General features: G+C 39.5%; 15 protein-coding genes and 1 pseudogene. 1 reads left to right on the top strand and 15 read right to left on the bottom strand.

Translation table 11 applies throughout. From position 1 onward, the window contains the following. Positions 1–258 precede the first annotated feature (258 nt). From Q0191_RS08830 to pflA, 9 genes are all read right to left on the bottom strand, one after another. Positions 259–1,434, bottom strand: coding sequence for a family 1 glycosylhydrolase (locus Q0191_RS08830; protein ID WP_297665724.1), 1,176 nt, complete (start codon positions 1,432–1,434; stop codon positions 259–261). Positions 1,435–1,497: 63 nt separating this feature from the next. Then, positions 1,498–4,398 (bottom strand): hypothetical protein, encoded by a 2,901-nt coding sequence (locus Q0191_RS08835; protein WP_297665726.1) that lies wholly within the window; start codon positions 4,396–4,398, stop codon positions 1,498–1,500. Between the two features lie 69 nt (positions 4,399–4,467). Continuing rightward, on the bottom strand, positions 4,468–6,855 hold the full coding sequence (secA2, locus tag Q0191_RS08840) for an accessory Sec system translocase SecA2 (RefSeq protein ID WP_297665728.1): 2,388 nt from the start codon (positions 6,853–6,855) through the stop codon (positions 4,468–4,470). After that, entirely contained in the window at positions 6,845–7,879 is a 1,035-nt protein-coding gene (asp3, locus tag Q0191_RS08845) for an accessory Sec system protein Asp3 (RefSeq protein WP_297665730.1), read from the bottom strand. The genes secA2 and asp3 overlap by 11 nt, the downstream gene beginning before the upstream one ends. Beyond that, a complete protein-coding gene (gene asp2 / locus Q0191_RS08850) occupies positions 7,876–9,435 on the bottom strand; it encodes an accessory Sec system protein Asp2 (protein ID WP_297665732.1) in 1,560 nt (519 codons plus the stop codon). Before asp2 ends, asp3 begins: the two co-directional genes overlap by 4 nt. Continuing rightward, a complete protein-coding gene (gene asp1 / locus Q0191_RS08855) occupies positions 9,422–11,023 on the bottom strand; it encodes an accessory Sec system protein Asp1 (protein ID WP_297665734.1) in 1,602 nt (533 codons plus the stop codon). The genes asp2 and asp1 overlap by 14 nt, the downstream gene beginning before the upstream one ends. A 6-nt stretch (positions 11,024–11,029) precedes the next feature. After that, positions 11,030–12,289, bottom strand: a complete 1,260-nt coding sequence (gene secY2 / locus Q0191_RS08860; RefSeq protein WP_297665736.1) for an accessory Sec system protein translocase subunit SecY2 — start codon at positions 12,287–12,289, stop codon at positions 11,030–11,032. Between the two features lie 167 nt (positions 12,290–12,456). Continuing rightward, positions 12,457–13,680: a glycosyltransferase gene (locus tag Q0191_RS08865; protein WP_297665738.1), complete on the bottom strand. Its 1,224-nt coding sequence runs from the start codon at positions 13,678–13,680 to the stop codon at positions 12,457–12,459. Positions 13,681–14,028: 348 nt separating this feature from the next. Further along, entirely contained in the window at positions 14,029–14,826 is a 798-nt protein-coding gene (gene pflA / locus Q0191_RS08870) for a pyruvate formate-lyase-activating protein (RefSeq protein ID WP_297665740.1), read from the bottom strand. 503 nt (positions 14,827–15,329) lie between these two features. On the opposite strand from pflA, the pseudogene Q0191_RS08875 reads away from it, so the two are divergent. Next, positions 15,330–15,425, top strand: a pseudogene (locus Q0191_RS08875) (trehalose operon repressor); the annotation flags it as partial. A gap of 463 nt (positions 15,426–15,888) precedes the next feature. On the opposite strand, the gene Q0191_RS08880 reads toward Q0191_RS08875, so the two are convergent. The 6 genes from Q0191_RS08880 to Q0191_RS08905 form a co-directional block, all read right to left on the bottom strand. Continuing rightward, entirely contained in the window at positions 15,889–16,497 is a 609-nt protein-coding gene (locus Q0191_RS08880) for a hypothetical protein (RefSeq protein WP_367170425.1), read from the bottom strand. 183 nt (positions 16,498–16,680) lie between these two features. Next, positions 16,681–18,018 (bottom strand): hemolysin family protein, encoded by a 1,338-nt coding sequence (locus Q0191_RS08885; protein WP_297665744.1) that lies wholly within the window; start codon positions 18,016–18,018, stop codon positions 16,681–16,683. A gap of 90 nt (positions 18,019–18,108) precedes the next feature. Continuing rightward, positions 18,109–19,755, bottom strand: a complete 1,647-nt coding sequence (locus Q0191_RS08890; RefSeq protein WP_297665746.1) for a phosphoenolpyruvate carboxykinase (ATP) — start codon at positions 19,753–19,755, stop codon at positions 18,109–18,111. A 387-nt stretch (positions 19,756–20,142) separates the two neighbouring features. Then, positions 20,143–21,267, bottom strand: a complete 1,125-nt coding sequence (locus Q0191_RS08895) for an AI-2E family transporter (protein ID WP_297665748.1) — start codon at positions 21,265–21,267, stop codon at positions 20,143–20,145. Between the two features lie 274 nt (positions 21,268–21,541). Continuing rightward, positions 21,542–21,844: a DUF1827 family protein gene (locus Q0191_RS08900; protein ID WP_297665750.1), complete on the bottom strand. Its 303-nt coding sequence runs from the start codon at positions 21,842–21,844 to the stop codon at positions 21,542–21,544. A gap of 99 nt (positions 21,845–21,943) precedes the next feature. Then, the gene (locus Q0191_RS08905; protein WP_015605494.1) at positions 21,944–22,396 is read right to left on the bottom strand and encodes an NUDIX domain-containing protein; all 453 of its coding nucleotides are present in this window, start codon (positions 22,394–22,396) and stop codon (positions 21,944–21,946) included. Positions 22,397–22,533: the final 137 nt, after the last annotated feature.

Raw genomic sequence — 22,533 nt, forward strand, 5'->3', positions numbered from 1 at the left:
CTCTATTCTTCATTTATTCTAATTATATACTATCTTATCAATTGTAGCATAAAATGACGCTTATTACCATTGTTTTATAAGTCTCCGAGCAAAAAAATCCAACACCACAGGAGCAAATAAGATTCGATTTATCCACTAGCTCTATGCTTTTCTTAGTTTTGTAACCTTATTCTTTTATAAGCAAAAACACCTGAATAGATGACATATAATCCATTCAGGTATTTTCATAAAAGGTAACTAGATGTAAATGCATCTATTTTAGAAATTGAGATCTACCCAACTGAGAGGTGTATAGCCAAGAAGCTCAACGCCATCATATTCTACTGTTTTAACGATCTCTTGAATATTCGTTTTTAGCTCTTCTATTGAGCGGCTGTCTGACTCATCTAATACTAGATCATCTTCCACAATAAACAGTGGTTTTTGATAGCGGTCATAAAGATTATTCATAGCTAGGCGAAGACCTACAGGATCAATTGGATTCTTATTGGTGTTATTATAGCCATATTTATTGATAAAGACTTCTTGAGAATTACTAGATGCATGGTAACTAAAGCTAACAAAATCAACCTTTCCGACTCGTAAGTCAAAGAAGTCATCATTTTCAATATCTAAAGCAATCTGCTCACGTTCTAAACGGCGCAAGAAATGGTTTGGATAAGAACCACGAACTTGTACATCTGTAAAGACATAGTTTTCACGGTTCTTAACTTCTGCTTCCATCGCATCAATCGCACTATCTAGATTCTGACTATAGTTACGACTAACCACCAACATGCCGCCAAATTGAAATTCTGGATTGATTGATTTTCCAAGCTTAATCACACGTGCCGAAGCGACTAATTGATAGTGAGCTGCCTGCCAGATTCGCTGATTACGATTTTCTCCCTCTTCAAAAGACAGACCACCACCAAGGTATGGTAAATGATGCAAAACATTGAATTCGTTAAAGGTAATCCAATATCTCACCTTATCTTTAAAATATTTGAAAACAGCTTCTGTATAATGCTCATAGAAATCAATCATCTTGCGACTCTTCCAAGCACCGTATTTCTCATACAGATGAAGGGGAAGATCGAAATGACTTAAAGTTACAATCGGTTCAATGTCCTTTTGCAACACTTGATCAATGATAGCTTCATAATATTTCAAACCTTCTTCACTTGGCTGCGCTTCTTCTCCAGTTGGGAAAATTCGTGCCCAAGAAATAGAAATTCTATAAACATTGAAGCCCATCGATTGAATCATATTCAAATCACTAACATAATCCGGTTGACTCGCTAAAGTAAATTGCCCCAGAAGATCATAGGCACCTATTGGTACTTTTTTGTAGTTGATTTCCCCTGTCAGTACTCCTATACGTGGTTCACTAATTGGTAATACATCCGTCGTTCCCAAACCTTTATTGCTGTTGGGCATCGTATTTCTAATCATAATGACTCCTTTTGATTTTGTGAATATATGTGGATACTATTGTATCCTCTAGTATCTTTAAAATTATCGCTGATCTTTCTTATTTTGAGCGATAGAAGCCAATCCAGATAATGTACTAGCGACATTTTTTAAGTCAGGAGAAATTGGCTGTAAACCTGGTCTTACCATCTGATATGCCTCTTGATCTGTCACGCTCAAGTTTGGAGTTGTAGACACTTGAACAGACAAGCTTTCTTGAGATAGTGCAACCGCCTCTGAAAGTTCCTGAGATGCAAGGTTCATACTATCAAGCGATTCTTGTTGATAGGCAAGACGCATTGATTCTGTTCGAGACAAGCTAAGTGACAGAGATTCTGAGACTTGTAAACTATGTGATACTGACTTAGACTCTGAAACACTCTGTCTGTAAGAAAGCAACTCTGAGACTGAAATACTATAAAACTCAGATAAGGAAACTCTCACAATACTTTGACTGATTTGCTCTGATTCACTTAGGGAAATCGATTCACTCAAACTAAAGGAAGTTGAGATGCTGACACTATGACTAAGAGATTCTGAAAGACTGATAGAGGTTGAGGTGCTCTGACTAGCCGACTCTGAAACTGAAATTAACTTGCTCTCATATGCAGATTGGGCAACAGAAGCACTAACTGAGAGTGAAGAACTGATCCAATTGTACTCTGAAATTGATTGACTCAAACTTAAAGAAGTTGAAAGACTCGCACTCTCACTTAATGACTCAGAGATACTGAGGCTCTGGCTAAGGCTTTCGGACTCACTCAAACTCAAGGAGCTTGAAACACTCAGGCTTTGACTCAAGGATTCTGAAACACTGAGGCTCTGACTAAGGCTTTCAGACTCACTCAAGGAAACTGATTCACTTAAACTAAAGGCAGTTGAAAGGCTTGCACTCTGACTGAGAGATTCTGAAACACTCAGAGAGATTGAAGCACTCTGACTAATAGAGTCGGAAATCGATGTTAACTTGCTTTCCAATTCAGATTGGGCAACAGAAGAACTAACTGAGAGTGACGAACTGAGCCAAGTATACTCGGAAAGTGATTCGCTCAAACTAAAGGAAGTCGAAATGCTTGCGCTCTGACTCAAGGATTCTGACACACTAAAGCTCTGGCTCTCTTGTTCAGATTGACTGACTGAAATTGACTCACTGAGGCTCAAAGAGAGTGAAGTGCTGACACTCTGGCTCAAGGATTCTGAAAGGCTGAGACTCTGACTAAGGCTTTCAGATTCACTCAAGAAAGTTGACTCACTCCAACTCAAGGAGCTTGACGCACTGAGACTTTCGGCTTCACTCAAGGAAACTGACTCACTCAAGCTGAAAGAAGTGAAGACGCTCACACTCTGACTGAGAGATTCTGATACACTAATAGACTCGGAAATTGATGTCAATTGGCTTTCCAATTCGGATTGAGCAACAGAGGCACTAACCGACAATGAAGAACTTAACCAAGTATACTCGGCAATAGACTCACTCAGGGAAATTGACTCGCTCAAAGAGATTGACTCACTGAGACTTAGGGAGGCTACTGTCCACTCACTCAAAGATTCTGACAGAGAAAGGGACTGGCTATAGCTAAGTGATTCTGATAGCTGCTGACTCTCCTTGGCTGATTCAGACTCGAAAAGAAGTTGAGAAAAAGCTTCACTCAAAGAGAGAGACTGACTGATGCTCAAAGATTCAGATGCCGAAAGGCTAAGTGAAGTAAACTCAGACTGAGCCAACCATTCAGAAGTAGAGAGGCTCAGGCTAGTGCTAAGAGAAATCAAGAAAGTATCCGGCTTATTCTCGTTTACTGAAGATGAATCAGCTTCCTCCTCATAAACTGGATCTGAAAGACTCATAGAAGTCTCTTCTAAGGCACTTAGAGACTCAGATTCTGAAAGGCTCAGACTGGCACTAATGGATTCTGACAGAGAAGCTGACTGACTATCCGCTACCGAAGTTGAAACGAATTCGCTAAGAAGGATAGAAGCCGACTCGGAAAGACTCTCGCTTGCACTGATAGAAGCGGATAGCCATTCACTCTCATAAAGTGAATCTGATTCTGATATGCTGAGAGATTCAGATTCAAAGATACTCCAGTACTCAGACTCGGAAAGACTCTCACTGGCGCTGATAGAAGCGGATAGCCATTCACTCTCATAGAGTGAATCTGATTCTGATATGCTGAGGGACTCAGAGTCGAAAATACTCCAGTATTCAGACTCGGAAAGACTCTCACTGGCACTAATAGAAGCGGATAACCACTCACTCTCATAGAGTGAATCTGATTCTGATATGCTGAGAGATTCCGTTTCGAAGATACTCCAGTATTCAGACTCAGAAAGACTCTCACTTGCACTGATAGAAGCGGATAGCCATTCACTCTCATAAAGTGAATCCGACTCTGATATGCTGAGGGATTCCATTTCGAAAATACTCCAGTATTCAGACTCAGAAAGACTCTCACTGGCACTAATAGAAGCGGATAGAGATTCATCCTCAAGAGCCAGCTCAGATTCTGAATCTGACTGATCGATACTGTGAGAAGAAGAGTCTAAAGAATAAGTCTCTAATGAATCATTTCCCCACAGCGAATCTTGAAGAGGACTCTCGCTTGTTGAAACAGAGTCACTATCGAAATGTTCAGCAGACAAACTCATTGAGGTCGAAACGCTCATTGATAAACTTTGACTGACATTTTTTATCAGATCATCTACTACCAAGCTATTGTTGGCTTGAAAATCCTCAAAGTCTTCCATAATAGAAATTGGCTCTGTCTGTGGTTTTAATTCTTCATTAACACCTAACACAACCTGATTCTGCTCTTGGGGTTTTCGGCTAATCGGTTTTAAGATGGCTGCATCCGGATCATAATAATTATCATCCTCCGTCACCAATCGTTTAAACTTCGATATAACGCGCTTAAACCCCTTTGCTTTTGCTTTATTATTCTTACCCATAAATATACATTTTCTCCCGAATGCAGTTATATCCTTATTATAAAGTGTATAGCACAATCTGTCAAAACTTTAGCCAAAGAAAACCTCTAATTTCCCTGTAGGCTGAACATTGACATAACTAAGCGCCATATTTTTTATAATTTTAAGATTCATGTCTGCATTCATTCTCTTATATGACTCAAAAGCCTCTTTATGAAACTCATATACAGGATTCTTTTGTGCATAACCTTGACTAACCACTAAAGCTTGAAATTGTTGGAGATAGTCAACTTGCTCCACCCAGCAATCATCCACTGCTCTTAACACTGCGATGCGCTGAAGCTGCCCAAACAGTTCTGAATCCTCAATTCTATCGCGTTTTCGCTGGTATTCTTCAATGAAAAGCTTAGATAGAAACTTTTTAACTTGACGAATGTTTGTCACATCTAAATCTCTCGGAATGCCTTGACAATAGTAGCTAATGTTATCCAAAACAAATCGATATAAATCAGCCTGCTCTCTAAATGGATGCTTCTTCATATAGGCGTCCATAGCATCTGATAAAACAGATAAAAAATATTCTAGTTTAAAGTCAGGATGAGCAATAATGTCATTGCGCTTGTTATAAATGATCTGCCGTTGAATTCGGATACTTTCGTCATACTGCTCCGTTGATCGTCTTGAAGCAGCTGCCGCATTATCGCTGTTTCTCTGAGCTTCTGTCACCTCATATTTAATACGAACCGATTTTAAACGAACCTTCTGTTTTTCCTCTGGCTTGGCAACTTCTTTCTGATAAAAATCATTGATCCACTTACTTCCAGTCTTTGTGATAATATCATCTTCAAGTGAAACAAAGAATTTACTTAGTCCAGGCGCACCTTGACGGCCTGCACGACCACGAAGCTGCAAGTCCACTCGTTCACTGGACATTCTCTCTGTTCCAATAACCGCCAGCCCGCCTAATTTAGCAACGCCTTCTTCCAAGATAATATCCGTTCCCCGACCAGCCATAGAGGTTGCGACGGTTACCGCAGAACGCCGGCCAGCCTGTGCAATCATCTCTGCTTCTTTCGCTGCATTGTAGGCATTTAGCACGTTATGAGCAATTCCTTCCTGCAACAGGAGCATGGAGTAAATTTCTGACATTCTTACCGATCCTGTCGCAATCAGAACTGGCTGTCCCTTTTTGTGTAATTTTTTAATATAATCCAAAGAAGCATAAAGTTTCTGAGGAATCGTCAGATAAATCTCGTCTGGATAGTCAATCCGTTGATTGGGTTTTCTAGTCGGTACAACGACTACTCCCAAATCATATACTTCACGGAATTCGTCTTCGCAAACCTTACCCGTACCCGTCATACCCGCCAACTTAGGAAACATCTTGAATAGATTCTGGTAGGTAATGGAGGCCATGGAGCGTGTTTCTAGGGAAATCTTCACACGTTCTCTCGCTTCCAAGGCTTGATGCAGGCCAGATTGGAGCTTATTCCCTTCTAAAAGTCGACCTGTCCCCTCATCCATCAATTTGACTTCACCATTATCCACAGTATATTGGCGGTCTTTTTCAAATAAATGATTGGCTCTTAAAGCCAAATTTATTTGACGAATCAGTTGGTAGTTATTGGGATCGTAGGCATTTTGCACACGGAAGTATACTTCTGCTTCCTTGACACCTTTTCTCGTCAACCAGACCGAAGTCCGAGTCGAATCTAGCTTAAAATCTTCCCCTTCCTTCAAGGTCTTAACAAATTCATCGCAGGTAACAAATAGGTTGGACTGAACCCGCGGAGAGCCCGAGATAATCAGAGGCATTTGCGCGCTGTCTAGAAGTGCTGCATCAACCTCGTCAACCAAACAGAAATAGAACTTAGGCAAAAATTTCTTTGATTTGGATGTTGCTAAATTTTCCTCAAGATAGTCAAAGCCCAGCGCACTATGTGTGGTATAAACGATATCACTTTGATAAATCCGCTGCTTTTGCACAACCTTTAACTTTTTAGCTGGATTTTCTGAAACACCAACCCCAACTGTCATCCCCAAGTAATGAAAGACAGGCCCCATTTGCTTAGCATCGCGTATCGCCAAATACTCATTGGCCGTAACCAAGATGCTGCTGTTTCCAGTCAAAGCATTTAAGTACAAGGGAAGAATTGCTGTTAGTGTTTTGCCCTCTCCTGTCCTCATTTCGGCAATCTGATTGTCTTGCATGACTAAAGCACCTAAGATTTGTACATCGTAAGGGTAGAGCCCCAAGACGCGCTTAGCCGCTTCACGAATGGTGGCATAGGCTTCTGGTAAAATTTCCTGTAGCCTTTCTCCCTTAGAAAGACGGCCTTTAAACCATTGAGTTTTAGACTGCAATTCTTCATCTGACATGGCTGCATAATCGTCAGAAAGCTGATTAATCTTTACTAAGATTTTTTTATATCGCCTTAGTTTAAAGGAATTAGCTAAATGTAATTTTTTAGGCTTCATTCTTTCTCATCCACTCTTCCGTTTTCTCCAAGTCTATTTTTTGAAGCAAAAAGGACTGATCCAACAAATAATCAATTTTGGTTAGTACCCGTGGCCTATTTTTCAGATGGGCATATTCTTTTACTCTAGCTGAGTTGAAGCGTTCCAGTAGCAAATCTCTAAATAAAGGATAATTCACCCTATTTCGATAGCGATCAAGAACATGCTGATAATCCAATTCTGGCATGAAATCATCAGTCACTAAAGCATAGGCATTTTCAAATTGCTGAGAGTAAAGTAAGGCTGCGATATTTGAAATCGGTCCATAGCCAGCGAAAGCGACCTTCTCAAAAGAATATTCTCGAGACAGCTTTTCAATTGTTCCAAGCAAGATTTCGAAAAACTCTTTTTCCATATACAAAAGAGCGTCTTTATAGGAAGAATTGACTACCAGCAAATTTGGAAAATGTTCCCGAACAATTTCTGGAATGTAGCCCGTCCGATTGAAATCAGGCTCCGTAAAGCAAACGTAAATCGTCTCTTGATTGACGTCCTTATGCAACAATTTCGAAATCCAATAGCGATCGACGGTATAATCTGCCACACCTTCTTCGGCAATATAGATGCTTTCAAACAAGAAACGATGGCAACCTGAACTCACTAATTGAATTTTATAATGATGGGTATTGTTCGGAACACGAACGCTCATCGTCTCACCCTGCTTAATGATTTGATTAAAAATCTCCTCATCACGCGCATTCATAAATTCAATCTTCAAGTAGGTCGAATTTTCAGGAAGAGTCTCCAGATGGCTGCCAAAGATATAGTTTTCTCCTCGCTTCAATTCAGGAAGCTGGCTCGTATTTCGTAAAGCCTGATAGTTTGCTTGCGAATGCCATTCATGAATGACTGTACCAGACGGCATGAACTGATTCTCATATAAAACATGCCCATCTGCTAGTAGCTTCACAGACGATCCATATAGATACTGTGATACACTTTGCATATCCCAATAAGCAAAATAGATTTCTTCCTTGTATCTCACGAATCAAACTTCCTTTCAAAACTATTCACTAACAAAGTTTTATATTGATTAAAGAACCATTCGACAATTCCTTGCGTATCATCATTGTGTCGTCCTGTCAATCCTTTACTAATGATATTAACGCGATAAGCTCGCTTTCCTAGCTCTTCTAGCATATCAGGGTAGGCCATACCATCGTAGTCATCATGATACATATAAGACACAATAAATTTCGTCCTTGAAAAATCAGCCTCTTTGAATGCTGTCCAGAAGTGCTCATTAAGTTGAGCTATTCCTTCCTCTGATAATTCTCCTATTGTACGAAGCACTAAATCTAAAGAAGTAGGAAAACCTCCAGGACGAATCGTGGATTCATTCTCTGCAATATCGCCTAAATTTACTAAGGGCTTGCCGACAATCACTGCATGAGGCTCTAACTTGGAAGCATAATACAGGGCTCCAAAGGTCCCCATTGATAAGCCCGACAAGATTAACTGGTCACTTGTAAAGCCCAATTCATCTAAACAATGACGGATGACTTGAATCAGCTTTTGCTCAAGCTCTTCTGAGCCTAGATAGAAAGCACCACCCTCAGAACGCGGATCTCCAATCAGCAAGAAAGGCGATCCCAAATTGTTCATCATCCAGTAGCCCTCAAAACCTTCTGCTGGGCGATAACCAGAGAAATAAATATTGAGAGGTGGCTTCAAATCACCAGGATGGAAATAGTAAATCAACTCCTCCCGATTTTTATCCACAACACGATTTCCACCAACCAACAAGTCCCCATATCCCAAATGTGACTGGCGATGGTGGAAAGGTCCAATTTTCACAATGCCTTGCCCTTTTGCTTGGACGCTGACGCTTAGGTAATAAGAATCGCTGGTATCCAAAACAAGAGGCTTATCAAAAGTTTCTTTATCATAAATCCACTCTTGCATGGGAGAGCTTCCAACTGGGTAGCCTTTGATGACATAACGAATCAAGCAATCGTCCGAGTGCCTGAATTCTGGCCACAAATCCAAAGGAGTATCTCCATTCAAAAAAATATTGTACTGATAGGTTGCTACAGTTTGGTAATCCTCACCATATTGACCACACAGACGGAGATAGTTAGTTCCTTCATAGTTAATCTGACCTGAGAAGGAGGGATTGACAGCTAGATGATTAACACTGAGCTTGGTACCACTTTGCTTGGAAGAAAAGCCCCGTGAAAATAGATACAGCATCTGAGCTGGATCTTCAAAAGTAGACTGAACGGCCCTTTTACGTAAAAGGAATCTTTCCAAAGTTTTTGTAGTGATTTGACAACGTTCATGATAAAACAAGCGATAAACCTGAATTAAGCTGTCCAATACTGTGATGTACTCAAAATGCTCAACAGTATCTACTAAGACAACATCATAAGGCTTAGCAGCCTTCGGTTTCTTACCATCCTTTTTTAAAATACCAATATCTTCTGGCAAGAGAGACATGATATCTTCTGGTTTAACAAATGTCCATGCGATATTACTAGGAATCTCATATTGGTGCTGCCAATTCTCATTGGCAATCTGTAGGACACTAATTCTGTTCATTTAGCTTTAATTCCTTTATCGTATTTTTCCACATTTCGACAATTTCTCCCCTTGTATACAGCTCAATCCTCTTAACCGAATGCACCAAAGATTGATTCCAGTGTTCCAAATCTGTGAGGTAATACAAGAGTGCCTCTTTCAGGTTAGAAATATCATTCATGATCCAACCATTTTCGCCATGCTTCACATAGGAAGAATTATACAAATTCACTTGAGGAATCCCTCCGCTGATACCTGCAATTTGGGTTCGGATATCGGCTGGACTTCCCAAATCCAAGATGACGCGAACATACTTCAGAGCCTTCGCCAAATCGGTATCACTATGAATCACCACAGTATCAATTCGCTCTCTGAGGCTATCATCATCTTCTAAACGTGGATCACCACTCTTAGCAACCTTATCTTTGTCAACAAGGAGCAATTTTTCTGCATACTTTGTTGATGATAAAGATTCCTCAAGAAACTGTCGAATAGAAGCTTCTCGACCAAAATCCTGACTCTGCGTCCCAACCAATAAGTCAATCCACTCATGTTGCAACATCATATCAAACAAGGAAGTAAAGACATATTGAAGATGATGTTCTGGTAAAGTATCGAAATTGACATAGATGATCAACTCTTTTTTCCGCTGACTATGCCCAAGATTCAACTGAGTGTCATAAGGGGGAATCTCATAATAAGCAGGAAGTTGCTCTTCTTCTACTTCCTCTACTTGTGCTGCAATCTTCTCGATTTTGTCTAAGCTATCTACCACAAAAAATGGGGTATCTTTTAAATCAGAGAATAATTGTTCTGTATTCGTAATCGGATAACGATTGCCAAAGAAGGACAGAACAACAAGATGGTCCTTCTTAATCTGTTGGAAAAAATGATTATGCTGCACATCTGCTGAAACAATAATCGAATCATCCTTGGTTAAAACAGAAGCCAAATGCTGCTCTAGCTTTTCTTTAACAAGCTCCTCAATATTCTGATAGACACCCTTGGCAAATGTGCCCTGTGCCTCAGGATTGATAATGACCTGCTGGTTATCAGCTGTCAAAAATTCTCTGAATTGCCATATCCCTTGTGCATTCAGATAGTCCTGATAATAAGGCTGATTATGCTCAAAATAGATAATACTGGAGACAAAGCCACGGTCATCAAAAACAAGCTGATAATCTATCTGATTATTTTCAAAATAGGTAATATCAAAAATATTACCTATTTGTGAAAAATTAATCTGAGCATGAGGTAGGTGATCAACGTGAACATCGACAATAAAAGGAGTATAAAAGATTTCTGCTCCTTGCGGCCATTTCAAATCATCCAAACGAATTTTTCGTGCAGGCACATCTGTTAGACCTTGTATGCTATCAAATAGATTCCACATGTCTTCTGACGAGATTCTCTGTTGATAAAAGAAGGTCCGAATATGAGGTGAATAATTCAAAATCAGGATAGAGTTGGCTTCTCCTGATTGTTGAAACATCCGCAATAAATTTACGGCATCATCAAACATCATATTTTTCGGTTGCAGATAGAAAGGTAGGGCAGTAGAATACCATTTTCGATCTTGTTTATACCAAGAAGGTACAAAGTAAAACATATCCCTCTATTCTCCTTTTGCTTCTAGTTCTTTATGATAATAAGTCCCGATTCTTAAGATTCGTATTTCTTCACGCAAGGGCAAGAGCATGCTGATCAAAATGACTAGTGTGCTTGGCAAGGTCAAAAAGAAACTTGGCAAAGGCAAGAAGAAATTAATAAGATAGGGCAGGCCGACATACAAGATGAGATAGATAGCGCCTATATTTGATTGCAAAGAAATATAGTGTTTTAACACTTTTAAGGTTTCTTTCCCAGGCTGAATATAGTCAAAATATTCTCCCTGACGCTGCAAGCGTTTCGCTGTCTCTTCCGGTTCCAAATTGATATAGGCAAACAAAATACCTAACAAGTAAATCGCAACTAGATAAACAAGGAGCCCCAAGGGCTTTGTAAAGTCAAACAAATTCCCAAATTTTACTGAAAATCCTTTCCCTGTCCAGTCTAGTAATAATTGGAACAACATCAAGACACTTGTTGCATACATAATGGGCATTCCACCAGAAGGAATGAACTTAATTGGCAAATAAGATTTATCATAGTAGCGACTGCTTAACATGATCCGATTAAGAGGCAGACGTATCTCGGCTTTCTCACATACGACAGCAACAAAGGTCAAGAGAAGATAGGCCAATAGAGCCACAACTAAAATCATTCCTCCTCGGACAGAAGACAAGGATTTCCCAAGCAAGACTATTAATTGGTCAGCAAACTGGAGCAAAATCCCTGAGATAATGATGATGGTTGATCCTCCCACTCCCTTACGAGTATTGAGACTTGATAACCAGATAATGATAAAACTACCTGTCACAACTGTAGTTAAAACTGCTGCATTATAGAGCCAGTCATCCACGAGAAGTAGAAAGCGACCATTTCCTCTATAAGCCGTGTACATAATGGCGAGTCCCTGCACAATCGCAAAAAACAAGGTTAGGATCTTTTGAAAGAAATCCGTTTTTTTAAGGGACCAAGATTGTATATTCCAGCTTTTCTTTAGGTTCATGACTTGCCATACAATCATCGTCGTAATCCAAGGTCCTAAGCCCAAAGAAAATACTGAAATCTGAGAAACATCAATTCCTGCCAGCAAATACAAAGCGGCCAAGGGATTGTCTTCCTTTATCCGAAAAGCTTCCATACTGCTATTGTAGCCTGGAAGCAAGATATGTCTTCCTAATATATAAATAGCAATAATGAACAGTGTAAAGAAGATTCTCTTTCTAAAAATATTCTGACGCTTCTTTTTCTTAAGACCAAAGTGCTCCATTTATTATCCTTTATTTGTATTTTGGACTTGCCCAGAGCCCTCTTTTCATACATAAACTTGTCTTTTAAGTCAAAGACTTAAGAAAGCAAGCCCATTCCATAGAATTATAGATAAGGAATCAACTTGCTTTCTCTATTTTGATTACAAAATGTGGGGCAATTCGTCATTTAATTAAAATCTGATCGAATTTTTTCCACCATTTCTTGATAATTCTCATGTGAGAATACTTGCTCTGAAATCCCTTCGGTTTGAACATTATCAAAGGCGTAAACAGGCTTACCAGACTCTTGAAACTCCCTAATCACAGTATCGAATTTCTGATCGTGATTGATATCAAGATAAATGTCGCTGCTCGCCAGTAAATCTCTCAAAGGATATGGCAAAATTGCAGCGTGCAAGCGAACATTTTCATAAGCCATCAGTTTGAGTAACTTATCAGACATCTGTGTGTAGGCAGCAATATGAAATAGACAGTTTGGTAATGCACTCGCCAAATCTTCAATTCCCTCTAGTCTATCTGAGTTTGTCAGGGTTACACAGTGGAGAGCAAAGCCTTCATCCCTCTGTTTAATAGCTTTCTCGACATCAAATTCATCTGTCTCAATAATTGTAGACCAATCAAGAGAATTGTAAAACCACCATACTTCACGCAGACGCATGTTGGAAACAGTGTTCCATGGTTTTTGACCAGAAATATAATGCAAAACAGCAGGTAGTGGGGAAAGTGGGATTTCGAAAATCCAGTCATGCTTATCTAGCGCAGCTCCCATGTCAAAACCGATTTGAAAATTGTAAGTATCTTCCAAATCAAGTTTTTTGCCCTCAAACATCAAATTCAAGATAGACTGATCACCTTCAGTAAAATTGGCTAATTCTCTATCTGTCAACTCAACCAATTGCTGAGCCATGTTTTCTTCACGCCAACGCTTATTATTGATGAGCATCACTCCAGAATTAAAGCCCAAGCCTACTCCATACGTCGCACGAATCGTTGCTACATAATAATCCTCCATATCCATCTCAAAAAGATGATCCAGATTTCGTGTCACAACAATATCACAATCTAAATATAAGACTCTATCTGCTTCAACATAGTTCGGTATAAAATAGCGCCCGTAAGCCATGTAGTTGATGTGAGCATAAGTTCCAGCTTCCCATTTCGATTTCACCTGATCGTCAATCTGATTATTAAACAATTTCACATCGTTCAACTGACTACCAGCTGCTTCTACCTTCTGACGCGTATAGTAAAACCATTCTTGAGGAATGTCCTGATTGAAAACATAAATATCTAAATTTTTATGATGACAGCAAAGAGATTTTATTGTCGTTTCAATCTGTCTGATATACCCATAATCTCCCGAAACCACAATGGCTTTTTTATTTCCCAAAACACTACTCCCACTACGCTTATTCTATTCTCTAAAAAAATCGCTATTAGGCCTTATTATACCATAAATTCCGCCTTTATTCAAACACCTTCTTGAAAGCTAGAACTAACTTTTCTAGCCTTACAATAGAGATAAAAGCTACTCACACAAAAAGAAGAAAGCTTGCTATAAGCGCTTCTAATATATCCATCCTTTTAAAATCAGACAACCACTACCTGCAATGTACTTAAATGTGTGCTTTCATGCTATCAAATCTTATAAAAGTAGGCCATACCGGAGGATTAGCAGGTATTTTATTAAGAAAAGTGGACTGGTTTCTCTCCAGTCCATTTCCCCTATTTATGTCACTTAGTTATTATGCACCCGATTCATGTATTCGGTGTAAGATTCTGTATGCATCAGTTCCTTGGCATTCTTGACCCGATCAGCAGTCGGTGGCTTCACCCCTTCCAGTGAATAAGGAATGCCCAACTCCCGCCACTTGAATTCTCCCATAGTATGGTAAGGAAGGATTTCAAACTTATCAACGTTCTTGAGTGTTTTCACAAACTTACCTAGCTCAATCAAGTCCTCATCACGGTCCGTCAAACCTGGCACCAGAACGTGTCGAATCCACACTGGCTTCCCAATATCTGAGAGGTATTTTGCACAGGCCAAGATGTTTTTATTCGTCTGGCTGGTTACGATTCTATGCTGTGCATCATCAATTTCCTTGATATCCAGCAAGACCAAATCCGTCACCGCCATCAGTTTATTAAACTTTTCTAGATAACGAGGCGTATTTCTAAAAGGCAGGGCACAAGTATCCAGTGTACAATGAATCCCCAGCTCTTTGGCCTTAGTAAAGAAGGCAATCAAAAAGTCAATCTGCAGAAGTGCTTCTCCCCCGCTGACTGTAATGCCGCCTTTACTGCCCCAGAAACCTTTGTAACGAAGAGCTTCTTGTAGGATATCATCCACTGTCCGCAGCTGAGATTTGTTGGTCTCCATCTCCCAAGTATCTGGATTGTGGCAATATTGACAACGCATATGACAGCCTTGTAAAAAGACGATGAAGCGGATACCTGGTCCATCCACTGCTCCAAAACTCTCCGTAGAGTGAACCATTCCCGTTACTTTCCCATAATCAATCGCTTCTTCAACCATAATAATCCTCTTGTACCTGAAAACGTTTTACTATAATTACATTATATCACGATTCTAGTGAAAATAGATAGATTCTGCCTATTTTTTAGAAAATAAACTGTTTTTCAATTTCATTTTCATTGTGTTACAACAGATAGAGTTTTTCAGTTTTTCTTGAAATTGCCTCTCTCCGTTTCCAGCTTTTTCCATAAAAAAAGCCGCCCTAGAGGGCGACCTTTTCGGAGATTGTTATGAAAAAAAGGTGCGGAACTATAGCTATAACAGCTGCTCATCTGTTAAACTAAAGGACTCCTTCTATCAAATAAAGTTAAGAGGGCTTCATTTGATGCTTCTAGTATACTGCACCATACTTAAAAGAAGCTTAAGCTGGTTTTAATCATTATTTACTAGAATAGCTAATGTTTCATAGGATTTCAAAGTCATGGTCGCGGCTACTGCTGTCTCCTCGTAATTCGAAATCAGCACCTGCCTAATTTGATAATATCTAAAAATGCTCTATCTTCTATCTCTCCGACGGCCGCCAGTTTCAATACACGGAAAGCCGGCACAAACTAGATAAATTTCGCTTTGTGGATTTTGCCACACGGCAAAAAGAATGAGGGCTTCATTCAGCAAGCATAAAAAAACTCCTCTGTCAGCTAAAATCTAGCGATCAGAGGAGTTTTCCTGTTCTTTGGTTTATTTTTTAGTTTTTTATATTTAGGAGATGATATGAAAAATTTATGAAATGTTGATACGAGAATCCATTTCTTGCTTCTATTGCTAGTACTGGTTAGGCTACTTCGTCTAGCTTGGAGCGGATAAATGATTTCTGATAGGTTACTTTTACTTTATATGTCATTGGACTGCCCTCATTTCTTATTTGTTGAGACTAGTATAAGACTTTCAGCTTAAGCATTCCTTATAAAAATCTTGTGGAAAACTTAAAATATCACTATTTATCACTTTTTCATAGTGAATTGATATATGATATTTTTACAGTCTAAATTTGAGAGTTTTCAGCTTTCTTTCTTTTATAATATTCTTCCTCCAATCGTTCTAAATCTTTCCGATACTTAGCAGTTACTTCCATTTATCCAAGTCTCTTTCATCAATTCGTTGAATTTCTAAATTATAACTAATCTCAACTTTGGGACTACCTTGGTCATTCTTTTCTACACCTTTAAGATATCCCTCATGAGAAAAAGCTTCCATCGATTCATCTGTTGTCTCGTGGTCTACCCATTTCAAATTTTCAGGTAGAGGTTGCCCCCAAATAACACTATTGTGTCTTCTTTTATCATCTCTTAGATTAATAATTTCCGAGCCATCATTAACATTAAAATCCAAATCAGTTCCAAATACCATACAATAATCCACAAGAACCTCATCAACAAAACCATCATTTCTGAGATAGACTTTATTTCCATCAGTATCATAAACCACTGGAACTACACGGCCTTGTAAAAAACTTTCCCCATTTCCTCCTGTAATAAAAATAGGGGAAAACTCTATTTTACTGATACCGCTGTAATGCTCTTTTAGGTAGGTTGCGATTTGTTCTTCATAGAGCTGAAAACCATGCCGGTAGAGATTATCCACTTTCATTCGATCCATATAAAATTTACCTCCTATTACAAGTACGAAAATGCAAAGTAGAGATAAAATAATAGATTTTAATCGTTTAGTCATACAAAATACCGTGTCTTTCTAAATGTAGTTTACCATAAAAATTGTGTAATCGGAATCTTAAAACCTTTTCTGCAATTTTACTATTGAATCATTTCTACCTCAATGAAACACCTTCCCTATTGCGATAACCAAAAACAGACCTTCTTTATAAGAAAGCCTGTTTGATTTACAAAGAGTCAACTATTAATTAGTTTCCTCATCGATTTCCACTTGTTCTGAAATTTCAACCTTAACCTTAGTGACACGGCCATTTTTAACCTTGTCATTGGTCAAAATCAGTTTTTTATTCTGGCTTTCCACTTCATAGCTGAGCCGTTCTGTTGGATTTGGTATGGTTCCAACACCAGTCAGATAATAACCAGCAATAGTATCCACATCATCACTATCGATTTCAACTTCAAAGTATTCATTGAAGTCATTGAGGGTCATCGTTCCTAAAACAATGTAGGTGTTCTCACCGATTTCATGAACCTCGATAGCAACCTTGTCTGTTTCATCTTCGATTTCACCGACGATTTCTTCCAGCAAGTCTTCAAGCGTCACGAGACCTGCCATACCACCATACTCATCCAACAGAATCGCCATTTGATTTTGGGTATTCCGGAGAGATTTGAGCAAATCATCCACAAAAATCGTTTCAGGGACAAAGAGTGGCTCTTGCAGAATCTTGCGGAGGTTTAGATTGTCGAATCCATTAGCGAAGGCTTCATTTAGCAAGCGCTTGGTATGAATCAAACCGATCACATTGTCCTTGTCTCCATCATAGACAGGAATTCGTGAGAAATTTTGCTTGAGGATACTTTCGATGATTTCCTTGGTGTCATCCTGAATATCAACCATAAAGGCATCTGTCCGCGGCACCATGAGTTCACGCGCCACCATTTCATCCAGCGAGAAAATCCCCTGTAGCATTTCGATTTCATCTGCATCCAGCGTCTCCTCACTATTGGTCAGCATGTACTCAATCTCATCTCGGGTCATTTTTTCATCCGCATCATCAAACTTCATCGGCGTCATCTGACTGAGAAGATTAGTAGAAGCTGAAAGCAACCAGACGAAAGGACTGACAATTTTCCCAAGAAAGATAATCACTGGTGCAGTCCGAATAGCCAAACTATCCTTAAGATTCATAGCGATTCTCTTAGGATAAAGCTCCCCTAAAACAATAGAAATATAGGTGAGGAGGGCAAGAGCCAAGAAACTAGCAACTGCATGTGCCGTCTTGGAATCACCCATCCAAGAAGCAAAGATTTTCCCTAGATTATCCGCAAAGCTTGCCCCCGACAGGATATTGATAACGGTAATACCGACCTGAATCGTTGACAGAAAGTTATTGGGGCTTTCAAGAACTTTTAATAAACGAACGTATTTGGCATCGCCTTCCTCGGCTTTCTGCTCGACGCGAGCTCGATTGAGTGACACCATCGCCATCTCAGAAGCTGAGAAAAAGGCATTTAGTAAGGTTAAAACGAATAGCAGTATTGCTTGCAATAAAATACTCTGACTGCCAGGGTCTTCCATGGATTCTTCTCCTAAAAATTATGATCAACCTTGATTATAACATATTTTTAGGATTCGTGCACAAGGATTTATTGGAAAGCGTTTTGCAGACTAATCCTCTAAGTTCTGCAAGACTTTTTCTAGCCGAGAAATAGCTCCGACAGGCAGGGCTGTCTTGGGATATTTCTGATTAAAGGCCAGCAGGAAGTTTAAACGTACCTGCATTCTTTCACGAATGAGCTGTCTGTGCTTTTCGTCAAAGTTTGGAACAGCATAACCCTTATAATCTAGGTACTCAAAACCTTCCAAAGGACCAAAAGGCTTAAATTGAGCCTTGCCGTCTACAATCTGCTCGATAATATCTAAAGATACTTCCTTTGAGATGCCCTTGCCCATGTAAAAACCAGTATTGATAATGTAGCAAGCAACGCCTGACTCGAATAAACGACGGAATTTCCGATAATCTTCTACCAGTGGATAAACGCGGAAAGGATTGGCATAGGGCTCAATAACCAAATCATCATGCAAGCCAGTGACATTCTCAGCATTGGAGCGCTTAGTCATCAGGGTGCAGCCCATTGTGGAAGCCATCAGCGGATCATTGATCTTGACCAGAGGTGGGAGAGAGTCATCCTTCATAATCCAGAAGATGGCATTGATGGGCTCATCAATCCGGTCCACTCGATTCGGAGTCGCAAAGCGCGATTTGACAGTCCGACCATTTCCATTGCGGATGTCCTCGGTTACCAGCTTTTTGCGTCCATTTTCATCCAGCGTCACTCCGCAGTTCTGCACAGTGACAAAGAAATCCTGCTCACTATGACCTGTAGGGTAGTCATTTGTCTTGTCAAAATAAGACGGCTCAAGGGCAATAGAGGAGCCATCCTTGACCGAGATAATAAAGGCATCATCATGGAGAACCTTGATGTCATATTTATGGTCATGTTTTGCATGCGTCAATGTGGATTTTCCTGAACCAGATAGACCAAAGAAAGATGCAACATAGTCTTCTTTTCCCGTCTTCTGCTTGAAGATTTTCAGACCTCCGTGGCAGGCAACATAGCCATTTCTGGCAGCTGTTCCCCACGCCAAAGTCAAGGTTGCCTTTTTCAGCTCCCCGAAATAGTTTAAGCCCAGAATAACGGCACAATTATGATTGGTATCAAAGTAAACCAAACCTTCAGGATAGTCTGGATGCGTCCACTTGGGATCAAAAAAGACAAAGATGTCATTTTCCTCGTACTTTTTAGAAGCTCGTAGGCGGTTCTTAAATTCCTCATCCAAAATCTGGAAATTCAAGAGCCAAGAATAAAGATTATTGACTTCTTCCTGAGGAACCATCAGGTGGGCGCAAACCATGAAGTCCTCATCCAGGCCCACGACTGCATCTGCCTTATAAAAGGTCCTCTGATGTGCTTGGTAAACAGCACTACGAACCAGAAACAGCAAATACTCGTCTTCCTGACGATCTCTGCCATAAATCCGTCTAGCCTTGGCAGTTCGGCCGACAACCGCCCCCGAATTAGTCAATAAAACGCGGGCATAGGAAGGAAGCCCCAGCTCCTTAGTATGAATCACCGGCATGTCCAGCACAACCGTTCCAGCAGCTACCGAGGCCAGTTGATAGGCCTCTTCTACTGTCTTGATTGCCTGCACCTGATTCTCATAAAAGGCTGTCTCTACAATGGTCTTCAAGGGCGAAAAATAAGAAGAATCTTTTCTTATTTCTTGCTGAGAAAATTTACGACGTGTTACCATAACGATACCTCCTTTATGCTATTACTATTATTTTAGCATAAATATTCAATTATGCACGCTAAAAAATGCAGTAAAAAAGAGTCTGGGACAAAAGTTCGACCTCAAATATAAAAAGCGAACAAAACTAGTTTTCTGGTAATCAGAATTCTGCTTTGTTCGCTTTTCGCATTTAATTATAGATTTTAAGGGCTTAATAATTAAGATTTTTAAAAATTAAAATCTTTTTGTCCTAGACTCCTCAATTATCTTTGGATTGTCGAGTAAGACGCAGTGGTTGAGTGGACTCTACTACGCTGATTTTATCAGCTTTTACAGCCCTACTCAACTGTGCGGAGGTGGGACGACGAAATCGAATTCTAACGAATTACCGATTTCTGTCCCACTCTCCTATTTCTTTATAATACCAAATTCTTCATTCTTCTTTTGTTGCTGAGCTTCCTTGTGATTGTCATAAAGGTTGGCAAGGAATTTCACGATTTCCTTGAGGATAGAGTAGGTCGGAATGGCTACAATCATGCCCATAATACCATAGATATTACTTGAAAGAAGTAAGAGAACCATAATCGTAATGGGATGCACTTTCATAACGCTCCCAACAATACGAGGATAAAGGATATTTCCATCAATCTGCTGGATAATCAACATATAGATCAAGGCCACCAACATTTTATGAGGATCGGTAAAAAAGTAAGTGATCAGCATGGGAATCAAGCCGATGCTAGGCCCCACATAAGGAATTAAGTTAGCCAGAGCTGAGAAAATTGCAAAAACCAAGGCATACTTGAGTCCAATGACACTGTAACCAATATAAGCTAAGGTCCCAATCAGTAAAGCATCGATCGAAATACCACTGATATAACGGGCAACGGTCGCATTGAGATTGGTCAAGAGACTAGATATATTAAGCTTATCGCGCTTGAGAACAGTCCGCTCCAACATAGGCAAAAGCTTGTGTCCATCCATCAGGAAGTAGACCAAAAAAATCGGGGTCATGATGAGAATCATGAGGGTATTGATGACAGCAGACACTACGCTACCCAGACTATTGGTAACACTATTTAAAATATTTTGCAGAATATCTACATAGGACAGATTGAGTTGCTGGATAGTAGACTGAATATTTAAACTCTTAAAGAGGGGATTTTTGGATAATTGATTGACAAAACTCTGGATTTCCCAATAGAGATTTTGCGTCGAATTAATCAAACTGGACAGCTGGTTAATCAAAATTGGCAAGAGGTAGATTACTCCGATTGTCACTAGGCCAAACAGCAGGAAAAGAGTGATTAAAATCCCGAAAATTCGATTGATTTTCAACTTTTTTTCGAGCAGTGTCACCAGAGGATTTGTGATATAGTAGAGAAATCCTCCCATAACAAAAGGAATTAAAATCGTATTGATAACGCTCACCACTGGCGTAATCATATCTCCCATCTGGCGCCAGATGAAAAAGATAATCGTCAGCAGCAAGACTTCACTGGTCCAAAACATTAACTTACTTTTATGAAACATCTTTACTCTCCTCCAAGTTATTTTACCATAATTTATCATAAAATAAAGGTGATTTCATAAAAGAAAGAATAAAAATGGAAACATTATTAAGTTCGAAGAATTTGGCTAGTCAGAAAAGATCACGCAATTCAAAATCTAAATAAGACAAATAAAAAATCACCTGAAAGCAAGAGCTGAAAAGCACAGTTTTTCAAGTGATTTTTGATATCACTTCCATCAGGAAGCAGATGATCAATTGATAATGCTATAAAAGTTTAAAATCTTAAGCAGATGATTAGCCCTTAATCGGGATTGAAATCTCAATCAGACTATTAGCATAGATCGTCCGAATGGCAGAGGCGTCAATATTCTTTTGGTCAATTTTTCGTTTCAAAAAGAATTCTCTAATTTTTTCAATTTCTTGCTCTTTGATTGCACGATGCTTATTTGAAATAAGAATTTCGTAATGGCTAGGGGCCTCTGTGAAAATAACATCACTATTTCCTGCAGAATAAACTTCTACAAGCGTTGCGTCTGTGCTTTCCAGCTGATTTTTTACTAATTCTGCATGGGTATTCGTCGTATTTATAAGCTTCATTCATTTGCCTCCTACCTTAAATCGTCGCTATTATTATAACACGTTTTTCAGGAATTGTGAACGATTGCCTGTAATTTATATCATTTTAAATATAGCAGGCTAGTTATTCTGATATTTGCGCTTCCACTGCTCAATTCCCCATTTATGACTACCACGTTTCAATTTTTCAATGGCAAGATCGACAGGAAACCATGCTAGATTATTAAAGTCTTCCAGTGGCTTTTCTACTTCCTGATACGAAAGGGCTTCGTAAATATAGGCTGGATTATAAAAATGCGTGTCCCGATGGCGTGAATAAAAATATTCGTCCGCTTGACCAAAGTAATCTCCTACTTGGATACTAAAACCAAGCTCTTCCAGCAATTCCCGCTCGAGAGTAGCCAACTGGTCCTCTCCTTCTTCCATTTGGCCTCCAGGAAGAAACCAAGCGCCATTAGGAGCTTGTACCAAAATAATATTTTCTTTCTTTTCATCTGGAATCACTGCGTAAACTCCATAGCGTGTCACATACTCGACATTTTCCTCATGAACTCCAAAAACTGGATGGGTCATTATCTTTCCTCATTCCTTCTAATCTTTACTACTATCATAAATAACTTATACTAGCCTGTCAAGAGTTTGAACTTATTTTTTCAGCTTTCACAAGGAAGCTGAATTCCTTCGTTCTCAAGTAAAAAGCCCGCCTCAGT

It is taken from the genome of uncultured Streptococcus sp. (assembly GCF_938036805.1).
In the GTDB taxonomy this organism is placed as follows: domain Bacteria; phylum Bacillota; class Bacilli; order Lactobacillales; family Streptococcaceae; genus Streptococcus.

Bases quoted from the DNA above. Each gene is read 5' to 3' on its own strand.
- Q0191_RS08890 (WP_297665746.1), bottom strand. From the start codon at position 19,755: ATGGTAACACGTCGTAAATTTTCTCAGCAAGAAATAAGAAAAGATTCT.
- Q0191_RS08900 (WP_297665750.1), bottom strand. From the start codon at position 21,844: ATGAAGCTTATAAATACGACGAATACCCATGCAGAATTAGTAAAAAAT.
- asp1 (WP_297665734.1), bottom strand. From the start codon at position 11,023: ATGTTTTACTTTGTACCTTCTTGGTATAAACAAGATCGAAAATGGTAT.
- asp2 (WP_297665732.1), bottom strand. From the start codon at position 9,435: ATGAACAGAATTAGTGTCCTACAGATTGCCAATGAGAATTGGCAGCAC.
- Q0191_RS08880 (WP_367170425.1), bottom strand. From the start codon at position 16,497: ATGACTAAACGATTAAAATCTATTATTTTATCTCTACTTTGCATTTTC.
- Q0191_RS08885 (WP_297665744.1), bottom strand. From the start codon at position 18,018: ATGGAAGACCCTGGCAGTCAGAGTATTTTATTGCAAGCAATACTGCTA.
- Q0191_RS08830 (WP_297665724.1), bottom strand. From the start codon at position 1,434: ATGATTAGAAATACGATGCCCAACAGCAATAAAGGTTTGGGAACGACG.
- secA2 (WP_297665728.1), bottom strand. From the start codon at position 6,855: ATGAAGCCTAAAAAATTACATTTAGCTAATTCCTTTAAACTAAGGCGA.
- Q0191_RS08895 (WP_297665748.1), bottom strand. From the start codon at position 21,267: ATGTTTCATAAAAGTAAGTTAATGTTTTGGACCAGTGAAGTCTTGCTG.
- Q0191_RS08835 (WP_297665726.1), bottom strand. From the start codon at position 4,398: ATGGGTAAGAATAATAAAGCAAAAGCAAAGGGGTTTAAGCGCGTTATA.
- pflA (WP_297665740.1), bottom strand. From the start codon at position 14,826: ATGGTTGAAGAAGCGATTGATTATGGGAAAGTAACGGGAATGGTTCAC.
- secY2 (WP_297665736.1), bottom strand. From the start codon at position 12,289: ATGGAGCACTTTGGTCTTAAGAAAAAGAAGCGTCAGAATATTTTTAGA.
- Q0191_RS08905 (WP_015605494.1), bottom strand. From the start codon at position 22,396: ATGACCCATCCAGTTTTTGGAGTTCATGAGGAAAATGTCGAGTATGTG.